Origin of the sequence: Mariniblastus fucicola (assembly GCF_008087665.1) — a bacterium.
Classification (GTDB): Bacteria; Planctomycetota; Planctomycetia; order Pirellulales; family Pirellulaceae; genus Mariniblastus; species Mariniblastus fucicola.
Genome location: NZ_CP042912.1, coordinates 4,907,777 through 4,934,631, shown reverse-complemented (window position 1 = coordinate 4,934,631; position 26,855 = coordinate 4,907,777). Strand labels below are relative to the sequence as shown.

Here is a 26,855-nt window from a genome sequence, read left to right as displayed (position 1 = left end):
AATGTGTCATAGGCATCGAGTCTGTGAACTTGCGGCTTGCACGGTGAGACAGCCTCACGCGTTTCCAGACCTTCGCTCAACCTTCCAAAACACGCAACGCACCCGGATCGCGAGCCAGCGGCCTACGTCGACCATTTATGCTCAGACTCGAAAACATCAAGAAGAGCTTTGTTCAGCCTGACGGAAAACGGGTGCCGATCCTTGACGTGCCGTCGTTTGAAATCGCGGCAGGCGAACAAGTTGTCCTGATCGGACCATCCGGGTGTGGCAAGACGACGCTGCTGCACATCATTTCCGGCATCACCAAACCTGACAGTGGCAAGGTCTTCGTTGACGGCACAGAGCTGACTCGATACAGCGAATCGACTCGTGATCGCATCCGTGCGGACAAGATCGGCTACGTTTTTCAGACATTCAACCTGCTTGATGGGTTCTCTGCGTTGGAAAATGTGCTGCTGGGGATCAGTTTTGGTGCCAAACGGTCTTCGCCGGCCCGAGCCAAAGAGCTGCTGGAAAAAGTCGGGCTGGGCCATCGGCTTGGAAACAAACCGCATCAAATGTCAGTCGGTGAAAAGCAGCGAGTCGCCGTCGCCCGCGCGGTTGCCAATCGCCCTGCCCTGCTGCTCGCGGACGAGCCGACGGCAAACATTGATCCTCAGAATCAACAACAGGTTGTGCAGCTGATCAAAGACACCTGCCGCGAAGAAAACATCGCAATGCTGATGGTGACTCACTCGATGGAAGTCGCCAACCAGTTCGATCGCGTCGTTCAGTTGGACGAACTCAATCGCGTCGTGGCGGATCTCCGCAGTACTGCTTCGGCGGCGTCAAGCGAAGGAGGCGACGCATGAATCTTTTCAAAATCGCATGGCGGAGCATTCAACACCGCGGCATCGGTTCGTTCCTGACGATCCTGTCGATGGCCTTGGGCATCATGATGGTCGTGTCCGTCATCTCGATTCACGGCATCGTCTCCAAGTCATTCAAGAACAGCCGAACGTTTGGATACAACATTCTGGTCGGGGCCCGGGGCGGCGAATACCAGTTGACGATGAGCAGCGTGTTCTTTCTGGCGCCTCCCGTGGAAAACGTTCCTTACGAGTACTATCTCGCGTTCGCGGACAAAGAAAAACGCCAGCGTGAAATGCGACATTCGCTCGCCATGGTGACTCAATCGCACGAGCAGGATTCGCTGCAATTGGCAAGTCTGGCCGCAGGACCGCTTGGTGCAATTTCCGGCTTGGGCCACGAACTGTTGGCCGCGGGTTCGGAATTCGAGCAGATGAAAACGATGCAGTTTCACGACCGCGGAATGTTCGATAGCTGGGTCCACACCGTCATCCCGATCAACCTTGGCGATTTCTGGGTCGATGAGGCAACCCAATCCAATTTTCGCTGCGTCGGCACCAAGCCCACGTACTTCACTGAGCTTGTGCTGGACGTGGAAACCGAACGGAAGTTTGAGTTTGCCGAAGGGCGGGCTTTCGAGGAATACAACGAAGAGCATGGTTTCTACGAGGCCGTCATTGGATCTGCCGTGGCGGCAAAAAGCGGCTTGAAAATCGGCGACACGATTCAGCCAACTCACGGTGATCCCAACAGTTCCGGATCGCACTTGCATGAAACGGATTTCTACATCGTCGGGATCATGGAGCCTTCTGGTTCGCCGAGCGATCGATGTCTGTTTCTGAATATCGAAGGCTTTTTCCTGATGGAAGGCCACACGAAATCGATCAAGGACGAGTCGGTGCGTGCCGTTGCCAAGCGACGTCGTGAAAGAAGGGAACTGGAAGCAGAAGGCGAAGTCTATGACGACGAAGACGAATCGACGGACGAATACGTAACGCCCGGCCCGGCCCGTTTGCCGATCGAAAAACGCGAGGTTACCTCGTTGCTGATCCGCGGCGAAATCGGAGACGACGGGATCGATTCGGTCGGTCAGTATTTGCCGCCACAGATTGATCGCGGAGACCTGAAGGCGACTCTGGCGTGGACTCCGTTTTCCCCGGAAAGTTCTCAGGAAGCCGCGATGGCAGTGAATCCGGTGGAGGTCGTCACAAAACTGTTCGCTTCGTTTATCGATCCGATTCAGCTGGCGTTGCTGCTGTTGACATTGATGATTTGCATCGTGTCTTCGATCAGCATTCTGGTCGGGATCTATAACTCGATGAGTCAGCGTCGTCACGAGATCGCGGTGATGCGAGCCCTCGGTGCAAGCCGCACCAAAGTTTTAATGATCATGCTGTCGGAATCCATTTTGTTGGCGTTGACTGCAGGAGTCATCGGATGGGTTGCCGGGCACGCGTTGAACTTTGCGATGTCTGATGTCATCGAGCAGCAAACTGGAATCCAGATGGGGTTCTTTGATTTGGCGCCGAGCATGCCGCTGGCATTCCTTCCCGGAGCAGAAAACTTGCCCGGTTGGATGTCTGCGATGAAAGTGTCTCCCGAGTTGATGGTGATTCCGGGTCTTGTTCTGCTGGCGGTTCTTGTTGGAATTTACCCGGCGATTTCTGCATATCGAACTGATGTGTCGCAGTCGTTGGGGAAATAGGCAAATTCTTTTGCGATGAAATCTTTAACGCCATCAGCGTCCTTGGGCAACAACCATTCCCGTCAGTTTTTTTCTGCGGAACCATTTTGGTCAATCTTCGTAATTTGATTTCAAAAGAAGTTCGAATTGGGGCTTGGGAAATGGCTCAATGCGTTATAATTCGGCCATCAAAAGAGGACCTATGAATCTGGCACGTCGAATACGAAGTTTTCTGCTCGCAACCGCAGTGTTGTTGGGGATGATGGTTTGCGCTGCGGCTGTCGTCGAGGCCTGCCCTTTCTGTGCTGCTGTTGGGCTGACGTTCACTGATCAGATGGCTTCGAAAGATGTCGTCGTTTCAGCAAAGTTGCTGGAGATTCCAGAGCCAGACGATGACGCCGAAGAGCTTCCGCGGGCGAAATTCGAAATCGTTAAGGTGTTCCGCGGCAAAGAGCTGGTCAAAGAAGGCATGCAGTTCAAGGCCCTGCTTGTCGGTCGATATCCGGTTGGGCAGAAGTTCTTCGTGATGGGCGTTGACCCACCGAGGCTCAATTGGACGACTCCGATGAAAGCCAGCGATCGCGTGTTGGAATATTTGGACAAGCTTGGAACGCTGCCAGAAAGCGGTGCTGATCGATTGGCATTCTTTCAGGAGTTCTTCGAGGACGAAGAATCATTGCTGGCGTTCGACGCTTACGACGAATTCGCCAAGGCTCCTTACGAGGACCTGATCGCGCTCAAGGATCGCATGGATCGGGAACGTCTGATTAAGCTGATCAACGATGACAAAACATCGCCGAACCGCCGCCGACTGTATTTCACGATGCTTGGCGTTTGTGGCCAACCTGAAGATGCAAAGATGCTTGAAGAGCTTTTGCTTTCTGGAAGTCGCCGCAAGTTGCGTGGGTTGGAAGCGTTGATTGCTTGCTATTTGAACATCAAGGGCGAAGCGGGGATGGCGCTGATTCAGCGCGAGTTTTTCGAAAACAAAGACTGTGAGTTCACGTACACGATGCTGGCGATGCAAGCGCTTCGCTTCCATGCCGAAGAGACCGACATCATTCCCAAAGATCGGATTGTTGCCGCTGCCAGAAAAGTGCTCGACAACGACGAAGCACGCGATTTGGTGATCCCCGACCTGGCTCGATGGGAAGACTGGTCCGTGATGGACAAGCTGGTCAAAATCTTCAAGGAGAGTAGCGACGACGATAGTTGGATTCGCGTTCCGATCGCGTCCTACTTGATGGCTTGCCCGCTTCCCGAAGCAAAAAAACACTTGAAAGATCTGGAAGAAATCGACAAGGCTTCGATTGCCCGTGCGAAGTTCCTGGGCGGGATGGACTTTGACGACGACGAAGCTGAAGAAGCCGATGAAGATGAGTCCGCAGACGAGTCTTCCGATTCAAAGGTCAGCCTGTTTGTGCCGCTGTCCGATGATTCGCCTCAGTTTGTGTCTCTTGCCGATGAGTCGACGCAGTCCGCGATTGATATCGATGAGCCGTCCTTCGATGAGCCCGTCAGGACTCGACATGTTGTCAAGAAAGTCGAACAGCCGGCGTTTGAAATTTCGACCGAAAGTGGCTCGCTGCGTTCCGGGCGACAGAATGTTCTTGCGAAAATGGAAGCTTCTGACGATGCCAGAGTTTCTGAATCGAACCCTCGTGAGGAAACTTTCGTATCGAGCAATAACGCATCGAATCAGACGATACTTTCTTCGAGTTCGCAGTCTGGAATTCAGGTAGCCAGAACCAATCCGGCTCCCATTCCTGCGGCGCCAGTGATTGCCACGTCTCCAAATTTGACATGGCAGATCATATTTATCCCGATGGCAGTGTCGATCGTGCTGTTTGTCCTCCTGTGGTCAGTACTCAGCGGCTGGTTTGAGCGTTTGATTTTTTAGTTTCGCTCGGGCGAGGCTAACTCGCGTTTCCGCATCCGCATCTACATTTTTCGCCTGTCTGGATGTCATTCGCGACACAACCCGGTCCACGACATCGGAATTTGGCGAAAGAAGTGGCGGATTGGACACCCCGGCCTGCGGTTTTTCCGCTTGGCGACGCCGATGTTGGATCCCGATGCTAGAATTGAATTTCGCAACGTCAATGAATGATGCCATGTCTGACACGATGATCAAAGAAAACCCCTTCTCATCCCAGCCCACGACTTCTGCCTTCACAGAAGAATCGACCTACCAGGCCGTTTGCAAATCAGCAGTCGCTTCTGCGATCTTCGCAGTTTTGGGACTGTCCGCGTTTCTGGCTCAGATGTTTATGCTGTTGCCGATCCTGGGCATTGTTTTCGCGTTGCTTGCATTGAAAGCGATTCGCGCCTACCCCGATGAACTTGTTGGAAAAGGCGCGGCAAAATTTGGATTGCTGTTGAGTGCAGTTTGTCTGATTGGCAGCGGAGCCATGCACAGCTTCATTTACGCGACGGAAGTCCCGGAAGGATATCGTCGAATTTCGTTCGCCGAGTTGAAGCCTTCCAGTCGAGGAACAGACGCGCAGGGATTTCCCAAGCGTGCTGCGGAGCTTGATGGCGAAAAAGTTTTCATCAAAGGCTACGTGCGCCCGCCCAGCGGGAAGCAGTATGGGCTGAAAAGCTTTATCATGGTCGGTGACTTTGGCGACTGTTGCTTCGGCGGTGATCCAGCGATCACAGATGTCGTTGCCATCAAAATTCAGTCAGACGATACAGTCAACTATGGCTATGGTTTGCGGCGAATTGGCGGAACGTTCCGACTCAATCCTTCAACTGCAGCTTCGGACGAAGAAGAAATCCCACGGGTGTTCTATGAAATCGAAGCAGATCACGTCCGATAGCGAACGGGCTCGAATGATATCGCTTCATCATTGTGTTGCCGCTGCGAAAGCTCTGTTCGCGGCCCTATCTATCGTTTGCGGTTTGATGCTGGCTGGTTGTGAGCCAACGATCGATCATCCCGAATCATCGGATGCCGATGAAGTAACGCAAGAATCGACTGACGAAACGATGGCGGACGCCAACACTGAATCGGCCAACTCCCAGCCCGCCATCGAGAATAAATCGGACGTGAGCAAACCGGACGTGAACAAACTGGACGACAGCGAGTTGACCGATGCTGATCTTGCAGATGCAGCCGATCAGGTGGCTGATTCAGAAGAAAAATCCGGTCGGCTCAAGCGTGGCGACATGCCCGAGGAATGGATTGAGCCGCAGCGGGAACGCGTTGTGCCCATCGATACCAGCGGCGACAAACTTGATCTTACGTTTGACGATTTGAAGTTTGATATCGAAGTCGGCGAACCTTTCGAACGTTCCCTGTTGTCCGAAGAAGTCAAAGCATTCGATGGCAAGCAGATCACGCTTAGTGGCTACATGAGACCATCGTTCAAGGCGTCTGGCTTGAAGGGTTTTATCTTTGTTCGCGACGACAAAGAGTGCTGCTTCGGGCCCCAGGCTGCGATCTATGATTGCGTCCGAGTGTATATGAAAAAGGGCACCGATACGGACTACATCGTTCGTCCGTTTAAAGTCCGTGGCGACTTTTACTTCAAAGAAAAAGAGGGCCCGGACGGAGCGATTTGGTCGATTTTCAACATGAAAAATGCGTCGATCGTGCGATAGCTCGCGAGTGCTCCAATGAATATCACTGAATTCGCCGAGCAGGTCGTATTCTCGAACTCGCTAGAGGAAAAGCTTGCCGCACCAGGGAAGCTGAGCTTCGATCGTCACACGAGCGCACGGCTGGTGTCGGAAAAATCACTTCGAACTCCCGGCAGGCCGTCTCACCTGTTGATGCAGCATCAACCTGGACGAAACGTTCAGCCGCCTCGTGAAGATCAGCTTGAGAACGAAAAATCGCGAGGCCAATTGCTGCACTTTTTGGCCAACCATGAGCTATTGGCGACAGAGCTAATGGCCTTGGTGTTGCTTAAATTTCCCAATGCTCCGCGGGCTTTTCGCCAAGGCGTTTTGGTGACGCTGCAGGAGGAGCAGCTTCACACTCGGATGTATCTCGAACGGATGAAGCAGTGTGGCGTCGAGTTCGGGACTTGGCCAGTCAGTGGTCAGTTTTGGCGAATCGTTGAGCCGATGGATTCGCCGATGGATTTCGTGTCGCGGCTGAGTTTGACCTTCGAGCAAGCCAACCTCGACTTTAGTCTGCACTATTCCAAAGTTTTCGCACGCATCGGCGATCACCATACCGCAGGCTTGCTGCAGAAAATCTACGAAGACGAAATCGGTCACGTACAGCATGGTCTGCACTGGTTTCGGCAATGGAAAGAGCCGGGGAAAAGTGACTTCGACGCCTGGCAAGAAACGCTCGACTTTCCAATGTCTCCCGGTCGGGCTCGCGGGCCGAGGTCGTGTTTCAATCGCGAAGGCAGACGCAAAGCTGGCCTGAGCGACGAGTTTATTGACGCGATCGAGATTTTTGGCCAATCCAAAGACCGCTCGGCCGCCGTTCGCTGGTTCGATCCCGGAGCCGAGGCTGAACTTCGTGCCGCAAATCTGCAAGCCCGCGGTGACCAAACCGATCCAATGATGCAACAGCTGGGGAAGGAGTTGGAGTTCGTGCTGGTCGCGCTCTCAAAGCCTGACGACATGCTGTTGGTTCGTGAACTTCCGTCGCAGGAACTTCAGAAGCACTGGGTCGATGCCGGAGTTGAATTCCCGGAGTTCTGTCTGTTTGAAGATCAGCAATCTTTGCTGCATCGAAAACTAAATCGACTTGAGCCTTGGGCGTGGACGCCCGCCAACCAGGTCCGTGTCGAAACCGTTCGCAATTCCGTTCGACATCAACCGGGGCTGTGGCTGGATTCGCAGGCCGAACTGTTTCGAAAATCATGGGCAGCCAATAAGATCGATCGTTGGTTTGATTCAGCGAATGAAACTCCTTCCTGGATGGCGGGTGTTGAGTGCAGCGGCATTCCGGTCGGCAATCAGTATTCCCTGGACGAAGCACTTTCCCAAATCGCAAGCCGTGGATTTGATGTCGCGATCTACAAACATGACCTTGGCTCATCAGGGCGCGGCATGCATCGAATCGCAACGCGAAAGCCGGCTCCGCAGAAGCAGTTTCGTTCGGATATCGAAGCCATTGTTGAGCCGTGGCTAGAACGAGTCGTTGACCTTTCGTTTTTGTGGCACGTCGATCAAGCTGGCGAGCTGAAGTTTCTTGGCTGGACCCGCCCGCTGGTTTCCAAAGGCGGCCGCTACGAAGGCACCAAGCTTGGGAGCCCGTTTTACGATTGTGATCCGGAAGTGCGAAAGTTCTTGCTGTCCGAAAAATGCCTGAAACTCAAATTGACGCAACAGTGGCTGGAACGCAACCTGCTGCCGGAGTTGACGTCGCGACAGTTTCGCGGCAACTTTGGAGTCGACGCGTTCGTGTTTCGGAACAGGGAATCGTCCCTGAAAATACGCCCCTTCGTGGAGCTCAATCCACGGACGACGATGGGCCATGTTGCTTTGGCAATCGAAAAAAGAACCGCTGACGGCGCCAAAGGAATGTTCCGCGTGCTAACTCAATCTCAGTACCGATCACAAAAAGATCGATTGGAGTCGCTGGCGATCGAATTTGATTCTCATGGCCGCTGGAAGTCAGGTGTCGTCTGGTTTGGCGAGCGTAGCGACAGTGCAAAACTGATTCCCTGCGTGATCATTGAACCGCCTGCGGGAAAATCGGCGCATAAAAAAACACGAGCCAAAAGTTGACTCGTGCTTTCCGATTTTAATCAGCAACGCTTACAAACTAGCCACCGCAGCAAGGTGCCGCTGGAGTTGGAACAGCCATTGGAGCGTACTCAACTGGAGCAGCCATTACTGGAGCTGCGTCGCCGCAACCACAAGGTGCAGGTGCAGGAGCTTCGCAACCGCAAGGAGCTGGTGCTTCGCATCCACATGGAGCCGGTGCTGGCTCGCAGCAACCCGCGCTGCCCATTTTGCCGCGAAGACGGCTGAACAGGCCTTTGCGGCATGGATCAACAGGAACTTCAACGCGGACCAGCTTTTTGCGTGTAACGCACTCAGTGACGCGAACGCGCTTTGTCGTTGGGCAACCGCACTCGTCTGTTGTGCAAATCTTCTTGGTGCGACAAACCTGCTTTTGAACGTCGACAAGCTTCAGACGCTTGCGAGTTTTAACGCATGGAGCCGGTGCTGGCTCACAACCGCAACCGCAGTCCTGAGCGAAAGATGCTGCTGGAAGACACATTGCTGCGCAAACAACTGCTGAGAAAACGAACTTGAACATGTAACTACCTCTTTGTGTTGATTCGGATGCAGCCGTTTGCTGCCCCGAAACGTACACCCTATAGAACGCCTGGAAGGGGTAAGTCGTCAGAATTTGGAAATCAGCAACTATTTATGGCTCAGGATTCTGCACCACCGATATCATCGGCACAACCAGTACCTGAGATCGCGTCATGGCAGGATTGGAGTCCGATTGCTACAATCTGTGGCTCATTTTGATGGGTCTCAATAGCGAGCAATGATGGCGATTTTTGACTGGGTGAGTCGACGCGTTTTTCAGTCGGTTCACGGTAATAATCTGGTTTACAACACCTGCTGGGAAGATCCCAGGCTCGATCGCGTTGCGCTGGATTTTGGCCCCGAAGACAACGTCATGGTGATCACGTCGGCCGGATGTAACGCGCTCGATTATTCGCTCGCCGGACCAAATCATGTCCACGCCGTCGATATGAATCCGCGCCAAAATGCGTTGCTGGATCTGAAAAAATCGGCCATCAGAAACCTCGAGTTCGATGACTTTTTCAAAATGTTTGGCGACGGTCGATTGCCGGGAGCCAAAGCCGTCTATACGGACAAACTTCGGGGCGAATTGCCGACGTGGTCTCAGGATTTCTGGGACAAGAAAATCAAATGGTTCGACAATCCCAAAAAGACATTCTACTTTCGCGGGACATCAGGTGCGTTTGCGCGAATGGTCAAGGCTTACACCGACAAAGTGATCCGCGTTCGGCCTCATATTAATGCGCTGCTGGATGCGAAGTCGATCGAAGAGCAACGCGATATCTACGAGAAACATCTCAAAGATAAATTTTGGTCGAGCTTGATGAAGTTCGCCATGAATCGGGATACGACGATGTCGATGCTGGGCGTTCCAAAAGCCCAACGACGTCAAATCGAAACGCAGTATCCGGGTGGATTGGTAAAGTTCATTCAGGACTGTGTCGAAAGCGTGTTCGCTGAACTTCCGATTCAGGATAACTATTTCTGGCGCGTCTATCTGAACGGACAGTACACGCGTGAGTGTTGCCCGGAGTATCTGAAGGAAGAAAACTTTCAGCAGCTAAAGAACGGAATCGTTGATCGCGTTTCGACTCACACCGATTCGGTTCAGGGGTTCCTGGAAAAGCACGACGGCCAAATCTCAAGGTTCATTTTGCTGGACCATATGGATTGGCTCAGCGATCAATTCTTTCCATTGCTGGAGTCGGAATGGCAAGCCATCATCGACAAAGCTGCTCCCGGAGCGCGTTTGATTTGGCGCAGCGGCGGGTTGCGAACGGACTTCATTGAGCATGTGAAAGTCAAGCACAACGGCGAGATCCAGAACGTCTCTCCGATGTTGAGCTATCGGCCAGAGTTGTCGACTGAGTTGCACGAAAAGGACCGGGTTCACACCTACGGCAGTTTCTACATTGCCGAACTGGGTGCCTGAATTTCGGTTTTGAATCGAAGCTGCTTTAATCTGCTGAACTCCTTTTTCTGCCGCGCTAACCAAGAACCGTCCATGCCATTTTTCTCCGACATGAAAATCCTCTACCACATGCTGGTCAAGCCAGTTCGTGGTGATGACCACGCGCAGCGGATGGAAAGTTTCTATGGTGGGCAGGCGAAAAATTACGATGACTTTCGCCGCAGATTGTTGCGTGGACGCGAAGAGCTGTATCAGAAGATCGACAAACCCGCAGGCGGCGTGTGGGTCGACATGGGCGGAGGCACCGGTGCGAATATCGAAAACCTCGCGGACAGTATTGAACAGCTTTCCAAAGTCTACGTCGTTGACCTTTCGGAATCGCTTTTGAAAATCGCGACCGATCGATTCGAGAAAAAAGGCTGGGGCAATGCTCAATCGGTTTGCGCCGATGCCACCAAATGGCAGCCGCCTGAAGGCCAGGCAGACGTCGTGACTTTTTCGTATTCGCTGACCATGATTCCCGACTGGTTCGCCGCGATCGAAAACGCATTGCGAATGCTCAAACCCGGTGGGCTGATCGGCGTCGTGGATTTCTATGTCGGACGCAAGTATCCGCCAGAAAGTTTGAAAAAGCAAAAGTGGCTTTCACGTACGCTGTGGCAGCCCTGGTTTGCGACGGACAATGTGTTTCCTTCTCCGGATCACTTGCCGTTTCTGATGGACCGGTTCGAGAAAGTCCATTTGCTCGAAGATCGTTTCCGAATGCCCTACGTGCCGCTGCTGCGAACGCCCTACTATCAATTCATCGGGCGAAAGCCTGAATAGTAGCGCTGCTATCGGCACGATATGTGTTGAGGACGGTCGTTTGTTTTTCGGTTATAGTTGGTTTGCCGAATTCATTGGATCGTTCCGCATGAAACCATCGCCGCCAACAAAACGACCTTCGAAAGCCCAGAAGCCGACCGCCAATTGGTTGTGGCTGTGCCCGGTTGTGGCGCTGGTCTTAATCATTGCGAGTGTCTCTGGGGGGCACCTTTCCTATGCAGGCAGGGTGTTCGTGATTGGAATCGTGCTGTTTGCCTCCATGTTCTGGATCTTGTTGGTCACCTGTGACGCGTTGGGCGTCAGGCAGCAGACGCGATTGGAACGACGGAAAGCTCGTCGGGAGAGTGCTGCGAAGAAAAATTTCGACAGCCTGCAGGCTCAGCTAGGCAAAACGGGTTTCGAAACCCGTTTGCAGAATTTTGCCAGGACAAAAGATGGCCATGAATCAGCCGGCTCGGAGATCAAGGAAACTGAATTGTCCGCGTCAGCGATGGAGTTCTGGGAACGAGACGCCGAGTATTCTCGGACACCAGCCCGTCCGATCGGAATGATTCGATATCTGCTGCAACGAATCTCGAAGCTGGTTGGGCCGCGTTAGTACAGCGACGCCGTGACTAGCGAGAGTTGCTGTCGTTGCCGGTGTTCGGCCTTCCGGCTTTGACGTCTCCATCAAACGAAAACTTGCCGTTCTTGTTTTTCCTGACTTCGATGGCCACAGGAAACGCATAGTTGACATCCCCTCGGTCGACCAGCGTTTGCACCATCGTTTTCAGGTGTGGCTTTGGCGTTACCGAATAGTCTTTGCCGCCGGCGGTGATAGTGATGGGGCGTGAAAAGTCAAACATCTCTTCACGCAGCAGCAGCTTGATCGAATCGCCGCATGCTTCAATGTTGATCCGGGAATTCCGATCATAGCTGACGTCGACGATTCCTTTCGTGCGAGAGTCGTCGTTGTTCTCCAGCCAATAGAACTGACGGCTTCTTGCCTTGCTGGTCCAAAATGTATTGTCGTCTTCCGCCACCCCGGAGCGACTGGGCGCTCCGCATCCGATCTCCCAGCGAACTCGATTGGGCCACGGATTTCTCGTATGTTTGCTCAGCCAGACAATGCTGTTTGTATTTTTCGTAGCGGTGGTTCGATCACCGTCGAGCCACTTGCCCGGATCGGCAATCACGATGTTTTCCTGTCGAGACAACATGCTTGATGCGGGAATCCAGTTGTTGTGATTTCCGTCAAGGTGGATCAGTGTTTCATGCGGATAGCCTCCAAATGATTCTGCGGCCTCGTTCAATTTCGCATCGAACTTTGCGGCTTGGATGTTACGTTTGAAAGCTGCGTCTTTCTCTCCCATCTGGATCAGGAAGGGGACGTTACGATAGTTGACGACGCTAACGTTGTTGTGATGCCCAGCCATCATGTTCGTGGCCGCGAATCGGTCCGGCATCCTCGCAGTGATCTGATAAAGTCCGTCGCCTCCCGCCGAGAACCCAAGAATGTAAACCCGGTTTGGATCAACATCGTGAAACGCGATCATGTTTTCGATCAACCGGTCGTACATTACGTAAGAAGCTGGTCTGAAGTGTAAGTCCCAGGTGTTGGAAACCGCACGCGGAGTCACATGGATACCTGTTTCAACCGATCGGCTCCAGATCTTTGTCTGGTTCAGCCACTGCTGATCGTTGACTCGACCGTTGGGGCCACTGCCTCCTCCATGCAGCGAGATGTAGAGCGGATATCCGGATTCTGGCTTCTTGCCTTTCACCTCAGTGGCAAAACGCATCACTTTTCCGTTGAATTCAATCGTGCGCACGTCCAAAACGGACTCAACTATTTTCGCGTTGCTTCTGCGACCTCGGCGATACTTGATCGAATAAGGTTGCGTTTCGTCTTCCTTTTTTCGGGCCACGTCCTCGCGAGTCTCTGTCTTGAGTTTCTTCCAAAGCGCACTCCTGACGGCGGGCAAGTCAGCGGAATCGAGCTCGAGATCATCGCCCTTCAAGAGCTGAGCGATTGAGTTGGATTCAATGAGTTGATCCAGAGCGCTGTTGCTGGCGACTGCTTTTGCGCCAGCGGATGTGCTTTGATCACCTGAAGGTTGTTGGTCCTGGCCAGGCAGTGTGGAAGGGTATGCAACGGCGGCGAGCAACGTGCCCAGAAGTACGATCGCAGAAGTTAGCTTGCGGATTTTCATGTGACGATCCTGAACAAATGGATGGCATCGCGCAATTGCTTTTGGCGCAGCAATGCCTTTCGTGAATTGCATTGTGGCGATTAGGGTTCGACCGCCTGTGGATTTACTTGCCGGCTATGTGGCGTGTCGTATGTGGCTGTACCAGAACTTCGTTGGAGTCAGGGCGACTGCAGCAACGACCAGATGCATCGCACCAACGAAGACGATCCAGAAAACCGTGCTATCTTCGGAGCCCGCATAAGCGTGCAGACCGACGCCCATGCTGTTCACGCCTTTCCAGCTCCACAGCACGACGATGTTGCCGAGAATTGCGAGGATGGCGATACCGCGTTCTTTCACAAGTCCGCCCCAGCGAGCGTGAAGCAACAGTGCACTCCAAAGTACGATCATCAATGCTCCATTCTCCTTCGGGTCCCAGCCCCAAAATCGTCCCCAGGAATCATCGCCCCAAAGCCCGCCAAGCACGGTCCCAAAGAAGCTGAAGAAGAGGGCGAAGCAAGTGATCCCGTAGATGATGCTGGAGAATTGTCTTCGAACGTTTTTGTCCAACGCTGGCGTGAACATGGAGATAAGAACGTAGGCTACCGCCAGGAAACCTGCACCAAAGGTGACACCATAGCCAATCGTGATGCAGACAACGTGCGTCGAAAGCCAGAACTGCGTGTCGAGCACAGCGACCAGGACCGAAAATGTGTCGCCATCAACGATGGACATTGTCCATGCCCAAAGCAATGCACCGAACGCGCCGATACTACCCATCGCTGTGCCAACGCCCAGTCGCGTTATCGCTTCCACAAGCAGCATCACGGCGACAAACACCGCGGAAACGAACAGAGCCGACGAATACAGATTCGTAACTGGCGGCCGACCCGAAATGTAAACGCGAAAAACCAAACCAATCATCTGAACCAGCAGTGCGATCAGTACGATGGCGATTGCCGTCCGGCCAAAGATCTTGCTGAAGTTCTGGTCAAAGCTCATGAACCATGAAAACGCAACTGCAACAAATGCGATCAAGTACAGCACCATGCTGACGTAAAACGGCGACCAGCCGTTGTAGACTTTCTCCGCTTTCATTCTGCTGAGGAAGCCACTGACTTCACTCGTTGCCTGAACGGCACCGAGGTACTCTTCGGTCAGTGAATTAAATGTATCAGCGTCGCCAGCCCGATAGGCTACGCCCATCTTCTGAAACAGCCCGGAAAGTTGAACGTCAATCGATTCGCCAGACGTTGATATTTCGTTTTCATCGCCATTCATGTTGGCGAGCAGACTGTTGATCAGCCGATCGGACTCGTTGAAGGCCATCAGCCGAACACGCTGTGCCGCAGGTGAACTCAGGATCGAAGAAGTAATTTCCTCGGGCGTTTTGGCCCCTTCTTTCTCCGCAGCATCGATTCGATCCGGCGTGAACAGCAATTTCTTCAGGTCGACCTGATCCAAAACCGTCGACGATTCTTCCAGCCGATAATCACGCAATGAATCGCTCGATTCAAGCAACTTCGGGTACAGTCCCATCACCGTTTCGGACTCCAGATCGGTCGCTTTCTCGATCAGCCAGCGGCGATTGTCGGCATCCGAAAGAGTACTCCACTCGTTGCCTTTGGGAATGAACCGCGGCCATCGTTCCGGATTGATCGGGAACGGACGGTCTCCAAGCATGGCAGCCATTTTGCCGCGTTGGCGATCAAGTCGTTGCGAAGCTGAGTCCGTAGTATCGGCAACGATGGCGGACAGTCCTAGCGTTTGTTGGATGCGCCCCAGATGCTTTTGAGCCCTCGATTGATACGGGCTCCACATCGATTCGGGCGTGCCCGGTTCAGGCAGCGCTGAAAACAGCTTCGGTGGGGCTTTTTCAAGTTGCTTGAGCGTATAGCGAAAACGGACATCCTTCGGCTCGCCGGCTCCGGCCTCTTTGGGCAAGTCCAGCGAGTCCAGAATTTCCAAATCCTCGATGCGAAACAGACGAAACTCATCATAGCCGTCCGCTTCGAACATCGTGTCCGCCAGCCAGCGAATGGCGGGCTGTTTCGTCAGGTCTTTGTCATAGACGAACTCGCGTTTGCTGAATTGCCGGGCCGTGTTGCGAGCAAACGAATCCAGAGGCTGGATGCGACCCTTGTTGGTAATCGGGATTTCGCCGAAACGATCCAATCGCATTCCGGACTCATGGACAACCGGACGCGCCGATTTGGACAGGCCCGACATGGCATACAGAGCGAAAATCGCAGCGATGCCACTTGGGACAAGAAACGCAGGAGACTTCCAGTTGAACCGCTTTCTGATCGGACGGCCGGAATCGTCCTTTTCCAGTTTTGATTCCGTCTGTGCCTTGTTCTTCTTCAACCACGCAAGCAACGAGCTGCCGAATTGGCCGGCAAGGCCAACGACTGTGAACATGCAACAAATGTAAGGGATCATCCAGCCGCGATTTTTCACGACTTGCAACGCAGACATTTCTTCACCGCCCGATGCATCGTAGCTGGCCTGGTAAAACGTCTCGCCGTCGTATCGCAGCGGATTGTTCATCCAGATCTCATGTTCCGAACTGGAATTCGTTTCGAGGTCCACCAGTTCCACGTTCGAAGAGAACCATTTGGGTGTCGAAGTACCCGTGTAGTATTCGGCTTTGACGTCGTTCAGTTTCAAAGCGTATGGCTTGTACTCGGATTTGAAACGCAACCCAATGCGATAGTCTTTGTCACCAACCGAAACGGTATCCGCGAACTCCCGAAGCATCTGCGAAACCTTCCACGTGCCCAACGATTCTCCGGACTTGGACAACAGTTCGATTCGCGCGGCCGCAAAATCAACTTGATCGCTAACGCTCGGCGGAAGCTCAACAATGTCAACCATTCGCCCCATGCCTTTGATATCTTTGTTGGGAGCAGATGCTCGGTCGACGCGGGCGTTGTCATAAAACTTCAAGCAGCGTATCGAGAACGGAAGGCGCTCGTCCTGAATCAGTTCGCCAGACTTAAGCATCGATTCCGGGATCGCCACCATCTCGTCAAACTCAGGGTCAGACTGATCGAGGATCACAAACTCGGTTGCGCGAATATCGGTCGCGACGCTGGTGGATTCTCCTTCGACGAACTGCATTCGTGTCTCTTCGTTCGTGTACGTCACGTACAACTCGTTCGCCATCAAGCCGACGACTCCGAGGTGCAGCAACACGATGCCGGCTTTCCGATGGAACAGCAAAACGCAGGCTCCCCACGCAACGCAAGCCGCGATCGTGGACTGAGCCAACTGCCACAGGATTCGCATTCCAGAATCGCCGATGAACGCGTCTTTTCCCAAACCAATCGTGATCATCAAAACTGCGGCGGCGAGGAAAGCGAAGATGCCGAGGATCGATTTTTCGATACGTTTCCCTTTTTCAGTCAGGAACATCCCGGCGACGCAGGACAGGGCCAACCCCAGCAAAATGACTTGCATGATCAACCACATCTGTGAATAGCTCACAGGAGGAGCTTTCTGGAACCCATCGGTGCCAAACGTGTTGAAGCTCATCGCCCACGTGACGACGCCCGCGATCACCGCAGTCACCAATCCGATCCACAGCTTCACGCCTTTGGCTTTGATACGAAAACGTAGTAAGTGCGCAGCGACCAGGTTGATGATCAACCCATAGATAATCAATTTTCCACTGGGGATGACGAAGCTGCCTGGGACGTCCTGAAAGCCCGGAAACCAACGTTCGATCAGCAACGCCTGGAACGGGATCGTAACGAACCAGTTGTCATAGTGCATGTTCTTGACGGACCACATGTCCATCGAAGCCTGCTGCAAGGTTGCGATAAAGACGACCGCGATCGCCGTGAACAACAGGAAAACGGTGAGCTTCAAGGAAGCCAGTGGAGCGATGATCGCAGTGGCAATATCCGTGGCCGAAAGTTCGCCATGGCGATTTGCGGCAGTACCAGATTTAGTCGGGAGCGAGTTCGTTGCCATTTTCGTTTCCACCACAATTGGGTTTGATTAAACGCTTCGTCTCAGGCGTAGGAATCTATTAAACCGACCTGTTAAAGCCGGGTTTCGTTTCGATTGCTAGGGTAGCTTGATCGAATCCACGTAAGCGTCGAATTCGCTTTCCGCTGACTCGACCGCAGCCTTCTCACCCATCAACTTGATGAACCAGGCTGTGTTTCTTTTCAAAGCCATGATCCCGACGATGGCTTGGCTATCCGAATCGTCAGCGAGCAAGCGAACTTTCGACGAAGATTTGCCGTCAACGGGAACCTGCGTCGTCATCGACTTGATTTCAGCAAGCGACTTTTCCATCCCGACTTGTCCAAGCCAGCGCTGCACGTTGGATTCCCAATCGTTCGAAGCCGGCAATGACATAATGCTCAGCACGACCTCGTTACCGTCGAAATCCTTGAGGAATTTTTCAGTGGGAAACATGGGATTGGATTTGCCACGCGTCCAGCCGTCAGGCGTTGGGAACTTCGCCGGCGCGGCTTCCGATTTGTTGTCGGGATCTGCTGCCTCGTTACGCAGGTCCTCCAATCCCGATTGAGATTTGGGAATTCGATGGGTAACGATTTGCGGTTCTTCTTTGCATCCGGCGAAAAGTACGAATACGGCGCAGCCAACAACAAGGCTCGCAGAAACTAAAATTTTGGAGATGGAAAACAACACAGGTACAGTAGGTTTGAAAGGCCGATGGATGGTTGATAACCAATTATATGCGTTAATGGAACAAGTCCTATGGGCGATCGCCAAGTTGTGAAAACGATTGAGAATTGGAATCGCCCCCTGCCCTTCCCTGCAGGACATAATGTCGCAAGGAGTTAATGGTTGCAGGCCGCGTCTGCTTTACTAACGAACGGCCGCCCAAAATTTCTTCAAACTTTTCTGAAGCAAAATCGATTCGACAATCGTCTATTGAATGTTGCCGCGGTCTGAGAGCCAGTGACCAAACGGAATTCATGAAACAGTGCATGGAAAGCTTGTATCGAGAACACCGCCAGGGTTTGTTTACGTACGCGCTTTCGATCCTCGGATGTGGACAAACCGCTGAAGACGCGATTCAGAATGCATTTGCCCGTTTGCACGACGCTCCAATTCCGATCGGCGGAATTGAAGATGACAAAATGGTTCCCTACGTTTTTCGATGCGTACGCAATTGCGCGATCGACTTGCAGCGGAATCAGCAACGGCAACAGCGACTGGGCGAAAGTCTGTTTGAGAGCGTACAGCAACGGGAAGATCAGGCTTCACCTGACGATGCGATGTTGACTCAGGAACGAGCCGAACAGCTTCGGGCTGCGATCGATGGATTGGCTGAGCTTGAGCGAGAAGTTGTCGTTTTGAAAATTTTCGCTGGTTTGACATTTGAGCAGGCTGGGGAAATGGCCGAAACGTCTCCGAAAACAATGGCGACTCGATACCGTCGGGCGTTGCTGAAACTGAAAGATCATCTGAAAGGCCAGCTATGAATCGAGGCGAATCTCGAGGAGTCCAATCACCCGATCAAGGGGCAGCTGACGTTGAATTGTTGCTGCAACAAATGACGTTGCGTGAACCGTCGAGTCAGCTGGACACGGCAATCGCCAGCTTGAGCTCCAAGGATGAGGTGAGCCTCTCGTCGCCTGTTTCAAACCCTGCCCGGTTTGGCTGGGCAGCAATTTTGTCGACGGCTGCAGTTGCGATGCTGGCGGGCATTTGGCTGGGGAGTTCTTTCGTGCCCGTTGGCGAAACGATTACCGGAACCAGTGCGGCGGTCATTGATTCGGAGTTATCCTCCGCTGGATCCTCCGCTGGAAATTTGACACCCGTTGCGTTTAATGTCCAGGCATTCAATCTGTTGCATGGACATTCTCAACAAGAACAGTTCGAAGACTGCAGTCTGTGTCATCGGTTGCCCGCTGTCGGTGACGCGGCGCTGGTTGGAATATTCAAAGACTGGTTTTATGGCGACGAACAGTTTTTTGAAGCTCATCCCGGCGGGCTATCTGATTGTGCGAAATGTCACCTGTTGATCGAGAAGGGTGAGTTCGCGAAAGAGGAGCACCTGGAATTTTCCAGGTTGGTGAATTGCTCAGAGTGCCATCAGGTCAATGCTGACGGATTCGATGGATTCAAGAGAGATTGGCACGCGTCGATGCCAAATAGCTCAAAAGGTTGATCGATACGGTTAGTTGCGAAATCGAGTGGCTTGCAAAGAATGGCCGCTGCGTCCGCAACCGAAGTCCAAAGAAAAAAGCGACCAGCATAAATTGCTGATCGCTTTTGGTGATTCTTTGTTAGCAGAGCCAAACGGCCTAATTTTTCATGCCGAGTGTTTCGATCACGAAGTTCAAAAAGCCGCTCGAAACGACCGAGCCATCGCCAACCCAAAGGTTGCGACAGGTGTCGAAGGCCAGCAATGCTCCGAGGAAAATGATCATGGCAGCTCCGCCGAGTGCCAACAGGTTCATCAGCGAATATTCAGCTTCCGGAGGGCCCGCAGGACCCGTTTGCACCATAGTGCCGTCCATCGCCATGCCCGGGATCATCGCGCCACCGGCGGCAGCAGCACCCGCAGCGAAACCTGCTTCTGCACCGAAGCCATCGTCTACCAACGCAGGCTCGCCAAAGCTGGCGTCGCTTTCGCCAAGAATCGTTGCTTCTGATTCGTCCGCGTATATTTCAGAGTCTTCCAGTGCGATCACCTGCGATGACGATCCACTTGAGTCGTCTCCGTCGAGCGATTGCTCAAGAGGCGTCAGGTTGAAATCGTCTTCCTGCATCATCGTCGCCGCTTCCGGATCGGCTGCATCTTCCAAAACGATCATGTCGTCTTCAGGAAGCTCAAGCTCATCGATGTCCGATCCGCCAAGTTCCAATGGCTCATCACCGAGCGAAATGCCGCTTTCGTTGGGACTCAACGAGATGCCTGACTGGTTGGCTTCCAAAGCCAATTCTGAGCTGGAATCGCTGTCGTCGAGAATCAGATCGCTTTCGTCAAAATCGCTGCCGAGGTCAGAGCTGTCTTCGAAAGACGCGCTGTCTTGCAGGACCAAATCGTCTTCGAACAGATCGTCTTCGGCCAACAGCAGATCGTCGCCGCCGGCTTCGCCGAGCATCTTTCCTGTGTCCGAAGCGCTTCCTTCAGAAGCTTCTTCGCCGCTGAGCACATCCGAACCAGTGTCGCCGTCTTTGAGTTTTTTGCTGCTTCCCGAAGCCAGGCTGATGTCGCTGGTGCCGAAAGAAAGTTGGTCGTCATCGTCGAGAACTTCCGAGCCCGAACCGAGACTCAAGACGCCGCTGTCGTCGAGCTTGAGTGAACTTTCGCCCTGAAGTTTGAGGCTGCCGCTTTCGCCCAAATCGATTTCGTCGCTGTTGCTGATCAAAAGATCGTCGTCTTTTTTGTCCAAATCTTTCGACGTGCCTGACGGCAAAAGTCCGCTGTCTTCCAGCGTCACGCCGTCTTCTTCGAGGTCAGAGAAGATGTCGGAAGACTTTGCGCTCTGCATCAACTCAACGGAAGAATCTTCGTCAATGTCCAAGCCCATCGAATCGCCAGAAGAGTCGTCGTCGAGCAACAGTTCTTCTGAATCGCCGAAGTCCAAATCGTCAAAGCTGTCAGCAACGTCTTTGGCCTTGTCGGTGACGGCCGCAGCTGCGTCGCCAAGTCCGCCAAGGTTGATTCCGAGATTGTCAGCGACACGTTCAAGTTCAGTCATCTTGAACTTCCAGGTGCCTCCATCCTTGTATCCGAAGATTTCCTGGTTGCTGCGGAGCTCGTTGATTTGCTCTACTGACATGCCCAACATTGTTGCGGCTTGTTCCATCGGAATCAGTTTTGACATGCTTTTTGGCTCCGTGTCGTCTCGAACGCGTGTGCGAAAGGTTGCTATATTCTAGGTGTTTCGCCCGATTTTGACTCGGACGGTGTCAAGTTTGGATTGCCCAAACAGTATAACTTGCCAACTTTGAAATCTGTCAGATTTTGCGTCGATTTCCCGACGGATGCAACAAAATTCGATCCTGGCTGTTGTCTACAGAGTGGTTCGCAAGCCTTGCCGCTGGAATTCCACACGTCTTCTGGACATTTCGGCGGATTCGGCCTTTCAATCCATCGTAGCGCATTTCCCCACTACAGCCTGACCAGGCGGATTCGATGGCGACTGAATATTGATCACAACCTGAATTATTGGGAGTTTGGTTGGTCTATGGCCATGTTCAACGAAAAGAAACCCATTCCGCTATTGTGCCGCGGACCGGACAAAACACGTTGCTATGCCAACGAGCCCAAACGATGGTCGGTGGTCGAAGGCAGCGACTCGGATGCTTTCAAAGCTCGCCTCGTTCTCAGGCAAGGCTGGGGGCTTCGCGAAACTTTGGGAGTCGTAATTATCCCTGTCGTTGGGCTGGTGATTTTCGGATCCGTAGGGTTGGCGGTTTGGCATGCCAAGCCAGACGGCGATTTTGCGGTGACGTTTCTGAGCTTCATAGTTTTGATTTTCGTCGGCCAGCTGATTCTTTTCCGCATGTTTATCAACGGAGAAGTTCGCTACTTCGATGCGTGGCCGGCTGAAGTTCTGACGGTCTATGCGGACCGAACTTTTACGCTCGAAGGCGATGTCAGCTACAAACGTGAGCTACCTGTTGGCTCGATCCTTCGCTATACACAGCACGATCCCGAGCCCGGCAGCCAGGGTGCATCCAGCTATTCGGAATTGGATCTGGTCGTGCGCGATGGGAAGGAAGTCATCGCGAAGTGGCCGCTGTTGGCGGACAAATACAATCTGGCCTGGAAGAAAGCACAAAAGCTTTCCAAAGCCATCGGAATTCCGCTCGAACGAATCGTCCTTCAATCCAACGGCAAGCCATATCCGCCAGCACTGACGAATTGAGGTGGCCTGAGTTTGGCCTATGAGCTGGCGCTTCGATAGCTCAGCAACGCCGTCCTGAACACCCAGCGACTGATCATCAACGACGCGGCAGCCGCGAAGATCGCGTACGCCGACTGCCAGCTGTACCAACCTCTTTCCATCGGTTGAGCCAAAATTCGGGCCGGCACATTGGAGACGACCAGAATTGGAATCACAAAAGTAAACGTGCCCCAGAGCGCCATGCCGATCCCGGACTTCTGATAGATCTCCATCGGATAGCGATAGAAGTTGGTGATGTAGAACCAGAAAGTATGCAGGTTCTGATTCCGTCCCAACCAAATGCTTGTCGACGCCATGATGATCATCACGCTGTACATCACCAGCACGCCACAGCCAATATAGAACGCATACAGCAGCCACTCAAAAGGTCCGACCGAGATAACTTTTTCGGGATCGTTTGTCAGTTCACCCAACGAATAAATCACCAGCGCCAGCCCGAGTAGACCGTTGGGGATCTGAGCCCAGTTGACTCGGGGGAACGAAATCAGGAACTGCGTGTCGATTGGCTTGAGCAACACGAAATCAAGATTGCCGGTGCGGATCATCTCAGAGAATTCTTCGGCGTTGGTCATGAAGAACGTTTGGATCAGGCTGTTGATGATCCAGATCGTTCCCAAAAAAATAAAGAATTCGTTCTCGTACCAACCCGTGCCGACTCCAATCGATTCGGTGTGCTGATAGACGATCTTGAACAGCAGAAAGTTCATCAACGCCCAGGACACCGATGAAAAGCACGTCAAAATGAAGTTGAGCCGAAAGCTCATGTCGCGGACAAGCGAGTTGCGAGCGAAGGTCAAGAAGACTTTGAGGTAAGACGGGCTCATGGGTTACCCTCCGTATCCGCTGTAACGCTTCACGCCGCGAAGCCACATGATTCGCGAAACTATGATGAAAAACAGAACCCACGACGCCTCGATCGCCAAACCGCGATACATCTCCGGCCCGTCGACTTTGCCCAAAAACACGGCCGCAGGAAAATAGGCCAGATACTTGAACGGCAGGAACTCAACGAAAGCTCGAATGTTTACCGGCGACTCCGGCAGCAACTCCAGCGGAAACATGTGCCCGGACAACAGGAAGTTGAACAGCATGTAGATGAACGTCAGCGAAGTGACTTCCAGGAACCAGAAGCTGATCAGCCCGATCGCGCTCTCCATGAAAAACCCGAGCAGGAAACCGAGGATCAGCGAGGCGAAAAAGACCATCGAGACTTCCGCCGACGGCCAACCATCGATGAAAAACTCGCGGCACAGAAAGAACACCAACGCGAACGGCAACGTCGCAATCAAATAGTAAACCAGCTTGTGAGCAATCCGCTGGACCAGCAAACAGCCTTGCATGTCGATCGGCTGGATCAGGAACTTCTTGATCTCTCCGTTGCGGACCTGATTCGCAATTCCGCTGGTCAAACCCGGCATGCTGGAAAAAGCACGTCCGATCGTGACCATCAAATAGTACGCCACCATGTCACCGTATCGATAGCTGGCGATCGTGTCCGAACCGGTTTGCGCCACGACATCGTAGATCGCCCACCAGAGGAAAATTTGCGTCAGTGTCGGCAAGAATCGCATCAGCGTGCCGATCATGAAATCGCCGCGGTAGACCAGGCGTTCATTGATCGAGACTTGAAAGAACGTCCACCAGATCTGGACTTTCTGCCAAAATGTAAGTTGCTGCGGACTGGAAACGGCGGCTTGGCTCATCCCTTGATCGCCTCGGCAGTTTCCAGTTCGAAAGCTTCCTGTCGCTTCGCCGCGTCCGAAAACGCGCTCGAAATCACTTCCTCTAGCGGAGGATCCTCAACGACGATATCGTCCACGTCGTGCAAGCCAAGAATTTCGCTCAGCGTTTGGCCGACGTCTTCGCGTTCGACACGAAACTTGATCTTCGGCGCCTGAACGGAAATCACGTTCGGCAAATTCTGCAAACCTTCCAGCGAAGAATCGTTCGCCATTTGCAGCGTTACGATTTTGTGACTGCTAAACCGATCCACGATCTCTTCCAGTGATCCGTCGTGATAGATCGAGCCACCGGCAATGATGACGACGCGTTTGCACAACGCAGAGATGTCTTTCATGTAATGGCTGGTCAGCAGGATCGTGTTATTCTGCTCTTCCTGATAATGCTTGAGGAACTGTTGGATCTTGTGTTGAGCGATCACGTCCAGACCGATCGTGGGCTCGTCCAAAAACAGCACATCGGGTTTGTGCAATAGCGCCGCAATCAACTCCATCTTCATCCGCTCGCCCAGCGACAGTTCGCGAACGGGCTGGGATAGCAACCGCGTCACGTCCAGCATGTCGGTCAGTTCGTCACGCGTTCGATTGAACTCTTCGGCGGCGATCCCATAGATGTGTTGGTTCAGCCGAAAGGATTCCATCGCAGGCAAGTCCCACCAAAGCTGATTCTTTTGGCCCATCACCAGGGCGAAACGTCGGCGGTATTCGTTTTGACGTTCCCAGGGGACGTGGCCCAGCACTGTGCAGCTTCCGGAGGTCGGGTTGATGACGCCGGAGAGCAGTTTTAGCGTCGTCGTTTTGCCGGCTCCGTTGGGACCCAGAAAGGCCACGAATTCGCCTTCTTCGACGGTCAAGCTGATGTTGCGGACGGCGTGGACTTCGCGATACTCGCGTTTAAACAGCCCTTTGATCGAAGCCATGACTCCTTCGCGTTTCTGGTAGACGCGGTAGGACTTGTGCAGATTTTTGATCTCGATGACGGGCATTTTGATGCGTGTTTAAGAAGCGTTTGCGAGCCGAGATTATAGGTCGGAGTCAGGCGAGTGGAATGGCCTACGTCGATTCAGACGCGAGCCGTACAATAGTCTTACCGAAAGAGCGTCGCGACGGTATCCGATGAGTAAAATTCACGGATTCAATCGCGAATCGCGCTGGAAGCCCAATACGGGTTGATCCATTGAGCGGCACGGCGCTAGCCGCCGGTATCGAGGGTGCGGCGAAACGACGGCTAGCGCCCTGTCGCTCACAGAAGCACCGGGGCCCATGCCTCGCGCTTTCGTGAGCATGCTTACACATTCGCAATCATGGCACCCACCATTTCGTCTTTGACAAACCACGCAGAACTCAACATGCAACATCGAATCGGGATCGGACACGACACGCATCGCCTCGAACCAGGCGGCCCGCTCAAGATCGGTGGCGTCGACATCGAGTTTGACTTTCATCTTGCCGGCCACAGCGACGCCGACGTGCTGCTGCATGCAATCACCGACGCGATTCTGGGTGCCGCGGCGATGGGCGACATCGGTGAGCTCTTTCCTGACAACGCCGAAGAAAACAAAAACCGGGATTCGGCTGAAATGTTGAGCCTCGCGTGGCGGCGGGCTGCCGATGAAGGTTGGTCGATCGCCAATCTCGATTGCATTGTGTTCGCGCAGAAGCCAAAACTTTCGCCGTACAAGCCAGCGATTGCGATTCGCGTCGCCCAGATTCTGTTCATCTCTCCGGACTGCGTGGGCGTGAAAGCCAAAACGGGAGAAGGCGTCGGCGATGTTGGCTCTGGAAAAATTATGCAGGCTCAGTGCGTTGCGTTGCTGACGCGGGAAGACTGAAAGGTAACTTCATGGACGGCAAAACAAGAATCCTTGGCATCGATCCGGGCCTGAATATTACGGGCTACAGCGTGCTCGATACCGATGGCAATCAGTTCCAAATCGTGGAAGGCGGGATCGTTCGCAGCAAGCGCAAAGATTCGCTCGGCGATCGGCTGAAAGAAATCCACGAAGGGCTGACCGAAGTCATTCAACGACTCAAGCCCGATTGTGCGGGACTGGAAGAACTGTACAGTCACTATGCGAATCCGACGACCGCGATCATCATGGGCCACGCCCGTGGAGTCATCTGTTTGGCGTGCGCGGAAAACGGTGTTTCGGTGATGCCCTACGCGGCGACCCAAGTCAAAAAAGTCATGACGGGAAATGGCCGAGCGCCAAAGTCGCAAGTTCAGCTCGCCGTCGCGACACAGTTGAATCTCGATTCCATTCCAGAACCCGCGGACGTGGCGGATGCGGCCGCGATCGCGATCTGCCACCACTTTTTATCCTCACGACCGACCTCCATTCTATGATTCGAAAAATTACCGGACTGCTGTGCGCGCTGCCTGACGACTGTGCTGTTCTGGAAGTGCCTCCGTTTGAATACGAAGTCCTCGTGCCCGAGTTTACGCGACGGCAGATTCAGATGAAGCTGGGCGAACAGATCACTTTGCACACGATTCAGTACATCGACGGCAATGTGCAGAAAGGCGGCCGGATGACGCCGCGTTTGATCGGATTTAACAGCGTCGCGGAAAAGCAATTCTTCGAAGTGTTCTGTTCGGTCGACGGGTTGGGCGTGAAGAAGGCGCTCAAAGCGATGGTCCGACCGGTTCCGGATGTGGCTCGTTCGATCGAGCAACAGGACGTGAAAACGTTGACCACGATGCCTGGAATCGGTGCCGCAACGGCGGAGCGGATCGTGGCCAAACTACGTCGCAAGATGGCTCGCTTTGCCTTGCTGGTTCCTGCGGCCGAGGGCGATCAGGGCTCTGGCACTGCACCGTCGATCGCGGAAGAGGTCTATCAGATTTTGGTCAGTTTCGGGCATTCCGAGCAGGAGTCTCGCAAGATGGTCGACGACGTGCTGGTGGAAAAGAAGAAGTTCAAAGACGTCGACGCGTTCCTGTCCGTCGTCTACGAAAAGAAGAACGCGGAGTAACCGAAGTGAGCCCGAAATTCCGGACTCGATTCCGCACGCGACACGAACTGGTTA

The 26,855-nt window shown here is 53.3% G+C and carries 23 protein-coding genes; 16 read left to right on the top strand and 7 right to left on the bottom strand.

All coding sequences use genetic code 11. The annotated features are described in order from the left end of the window. Positions 1-137 precede the first annotated feature (137 nt). The 10 genes from MFFC18_RS18325 (at position 138) to MFFC18_RS18280 (ending at position 11,604) form a co-directional block, all read left to right on the top strand. Positions 138-851, top strand: coding sequence for an ABC transporter ATP-binding protein (locus MFFC18_RS18325; protein WP_075082461.1), 714 nt, complete (start codon positions 138-140; stop codon positions 849-851). Beyond that, positions 848-2,554 (top strand): ABC transporter permease, encoded by a 1,707-nt coding sequence (locus tag MFFC18_RS18320; protein ID WP_075082462.1) that lies wholly within the window; start codon positions 848-850, stop codon positions 2,552-2,554. The genes MFFC18_RS18325 and MFFC18_RS18320 overlap by 4 nt, the downstream gene beginning before the upstream one ends. Before the next feature lie 181 nt (positions 2,555-2,735). Beyond that, positions 2,736-4,433, top strand: a complete 1,698-nt coding sequence (locus MFFC18_RS18315) for a hypothetical protein (protein WP_075082463.1) — start codon at positions 2,736-2,738, stop codon at positions 4,431-4,433. A gap of 214 nt (positions 4,434-4,647) precedes the next feature. Next, on the top strand, positions 4,648-5,355 hold the full coding sequence (locus tag MFFC18_RS18310) for a DUF1700 domain-containing protein (RefSeq protein WP_148618976.1): 708 nt from the start codon (positions 4,648-4,650) through the stop codon (positions 5,353-5,355). After that, entirely contained in the window at positions 5,327-6,139 is an 813-nt protein-coding gene (locus tag MFFC18_RS18305) for a hypothetical protein (RefSeq protein WP_075082465.1), read from the top strand. The genes MFFC18_RS18310 and MFFC18_RS18305 overlap by 29 nt, the downstream gene beginning before the upstream one ends. 15 nt (positions 6,140-6,154) lie before the next feature. Then, a complete protein-coding gene (locus MFFC18_RS18300; protein WP_075082466.1) occupies positions 6,155-8,233 on the top strand; it encodes a DUF455 family protein in 2,079 nt (692 codons plus the stop codon). A gap of 3 nt (positions 8,234-8,236) precedes the next feature. Beyond that, on the top strand, positions 8,237-8,479 hold the full coding sequence (locus MFFC18_RS25070; protein ID WP_157665035.1) for a hypothetical protein: 243 nt from the start codon (positions 8,237-8,239) through the stop codon (positions 8,477-8,479). A 532-nt stretch (positions 8,480-9,011) separates the two neighbouring features. Next, on the top strand, positions 9,012-10,202 hold the full coding sequence (locus MFFC18_RS18290; protein WP_075082528.1) for a DUF3419 family protein: 1,191 nt from the start codon (positions 9,012-9,014) through the stop codon (positions 10,200-10,202). A gap of 72 nt (positions 10,203-10,274) precedes the next feature. After that, positions 10,275-11,006 carry a class I SAM-dependent methyltransferase gene (locus MFFC18_RS18285; protein WP_075082468.1) on the top strand — a complete coding sequence of 244 codons (732 nt, stop codon included), beginning with the start codon at positions 10,275-10,277 and terminating at the stop codon, positions 11,004-11,006. A gap of 88 nt (positions 11,007-11,094) precedes the next feature. Then, the gene (locus MFFC18_RS18280) at positions 11,095-11,604 is read left to right on the top strand and encodes a hypothetical protein (RefSeq protein ID WP_075082469.1); all 510 of its coding nucleotides are present in this window, start codon (positions 11,095-11,097) and stop codon (positions 11,602-11,604) included. Between the two features lie 16 nt (positions 11,605-11,620). On the opposite strand, the gene MFFC18_RS18275 is transcribed toward MFFC18_RS18280, so the two are convergent. The 3 genes from MFFC18_RS18275 to MFFC18_RS18265 form a co-directional block, all read right to left on the bottom strand. Beyond that, positions 11,621-13,198 (bottom strand): PHB depolymerase family esterase, encoded by a 1,578-nt coding sequence (locus MFFC18_RS18275; protein ID WP_157665036.1) that lies wholly within the window; start codon positions 13,196-13,198, stop codon positions 11,621-11,623. A gap of 114 nt (positions 13,199-13,312) precedes the next feature. Then, on the bottom strand, positions 13,313-17,155 hold the full coding sequence (ccsA, locus tag MFFC18_RS18270) for a cytochrome c biogenesis protein (RefSeq protein WP_148618975.1): 3,843 nt from the start codon (positions 17,153-17,155) through the stop codon (positions 13,313-13,315). Positions 17,156-17,251: 96 nt separating this feature from the next. Then, positions 17,252-17,842 carry a hypothetical protein gene (locus MFFC18_RS18265; RefSeq protein WP_148618974.1) on the bottom strand — a complete coding sequence of 197 codons (591 nt, stop codon included), beginning with the start codon at positions 17,840-17,842 and terminating at the stop codon, positions 17,252-17,254. 305 nt (positions 17,843-18,147) lie between these two features. Here MFFC18_RS18265 and MFFC18_RS18260 point away from each other — a divergent pair, with 305 nt between their 5' ends. Both MFFC18_RS18260 and MFFC18_RS18255 read left to right on the top strand, forming a co-directional pair. Continuing rightward, the gene (locus MFFC18_RS18260; protein WP_157665037.1) at positions 18,148-18,645 is read left to right on the top strand and encodes an RNA polymerase sigma factor; all 498 of its coding nucleotides are present in this window, start codon (positions 18,148-18,150) and stop codon (positions 18,643-18,645) included. Continuing rightward, entirely contained in the window at positions 18,642-19,334 is a 693-nt protein-coding gene (locus MFFC18_RS18255) for a hypothetical protein (protein ID WP_075082474.1), read from the top strand. Before MFFC18_RS18260 ends, MFFC18_RS18255 begins: the two co-directional genes overlap by 4 nt. Positions 19,335-19,470: 136 nt before the next feature. Here the strand turns inward: MFFC18_RS18255 and MFFC18_RS18250 are convergent, their stop codons facing one another. Next, a complete protein-coding gene (locus MFFC18_RS18250; protein WP_075082475.1) occupies positions 19,471-21,000 on the bottom strand; it encodes a helix-turn-helix domain-containing protein in 1,530 nt (509 codons plus the stop codon). 363 nt (positions 21,001-21,363) lie between these two features. Here MFFC18_RS18250 and MFFC18_RS18245 point away from each other — a divergent pair, with 363 nt between their 5' ends. Beyond that, positions 21,364-22,047 carry a hypothetical protein gene (locus MFFC18_RS18245; RefSeq protein WP_148618973.1) on the top strand — a complete coding sequence of 228 codons (684 nt, stop codon included), beginning with the start codon at positions 21,364-21,366 and terminating at the stop codon, positions 22,045-22,047. 17 nt (positions 22,048-22,064) lie between these two features. On the opposite strand, the gene MFFC18_RS18240 is transcribed toward MFFC18_RS18245, so the two are convergent. Genes MFFC18_RS18240 through MFFC18_RS18230 form a run of 3 tightly spaced genes read right to left on the bottom strand, consistent with a single transcriptional unit; the run spans position 22,065 to position 24,811 of the window. Further along, positions 22,065-22,910 (bottom strand): ABC transporter permease, encoded by an 846-nt coding sequence (locus tag MFFC18_RS18240; protein ID WP_075082477.1) that lies wholly within the window; start codon positions 22,908-22,910, stop codon positions 22,065-22,067. A gap of 3 nt (positions 22,911-22,913) precedes the next feature. Then, positions 22,914-23,789 (bottom strand): ABC transporter permease, encoded by an 876-nt coding sequence (locus MFFC18_RS18235; RefSeq protein ID WP_075082478.1) that lies wholly within the window; start codon positions 23,787-23,789, stop codon positions 22,914-22,916. After that, positions 23,786-24,811 carry an ABC transporter ATP-binding protein gene (locus tag MFFC18_RS18230; RefSeq protein ID WP_075082479.1) on the bottom strand — a complete coding sequence of 342 codons (1,026 nt, stop codon included), beginning with the start codon at positions 24,809-24,811 and terminating at the stop codon, positions 23,786-23,788. Before MFFC18_RS18230 ends, MFFC18_RS18235 begins: the two co-directional genes overlap by 4 nt. 363 nt (positions 24,812-25,174) lie before the next feature. Here MFFC18_RS18230 and ispF point away from each other — a divergent pair, with 363 nt between their 5' ends. Genes ispF through ruvA form a run of 3 tightly spaced genes read left to right on the top strand, consistent with a single transcriptional unit; the run spans position 25,175 to position 26,801 of the window. Continuing rightward, complete coding sequence (gene ispF / locus MFFC18_RS18225; RefSeq protein ID WP_075082529.1) at positions 25,175-25,657, top strand: 2-C-methyl-D-erythritol 2,4-cyclodiphosphate synthase; 483 nt, start codon at positions 25,175-25,177, stop codon at positions 25,655-25,657. 11 nt (positions 25,658-25,668) lie between these two features. Next, positions 25,669-26,172, top strand: a complete 504-nt coding sequence (gene ruvC / locus MFFC18_RS18220) for a crossover junction endodeoxyribonuclease RuvC (RefSeq protein ID WP_075082480.1) — start codon at positions 25,669-25,671, stop codon at positions 26,170-26,172. Continuing rightward, the gene (gene ruvA, locus MFFC18_RS18215) at positions 26,169-26,801 is read left to right on the top strand and encodes a Holliday junction branch migration protein RuvA (protein WP_075082481.1); all 633 of its coding nucleotides are present in this window, start codon (positions 26,169-26,171) and stop codon (positions 26,799-26,801) included. The genes ruvC and ruvA overlap by 4 nt, the downstream gene beginning before the upstream one ends. The last annotated feature ends 54 nt before the right edge of the window (positions 26,802-26,855 follow it).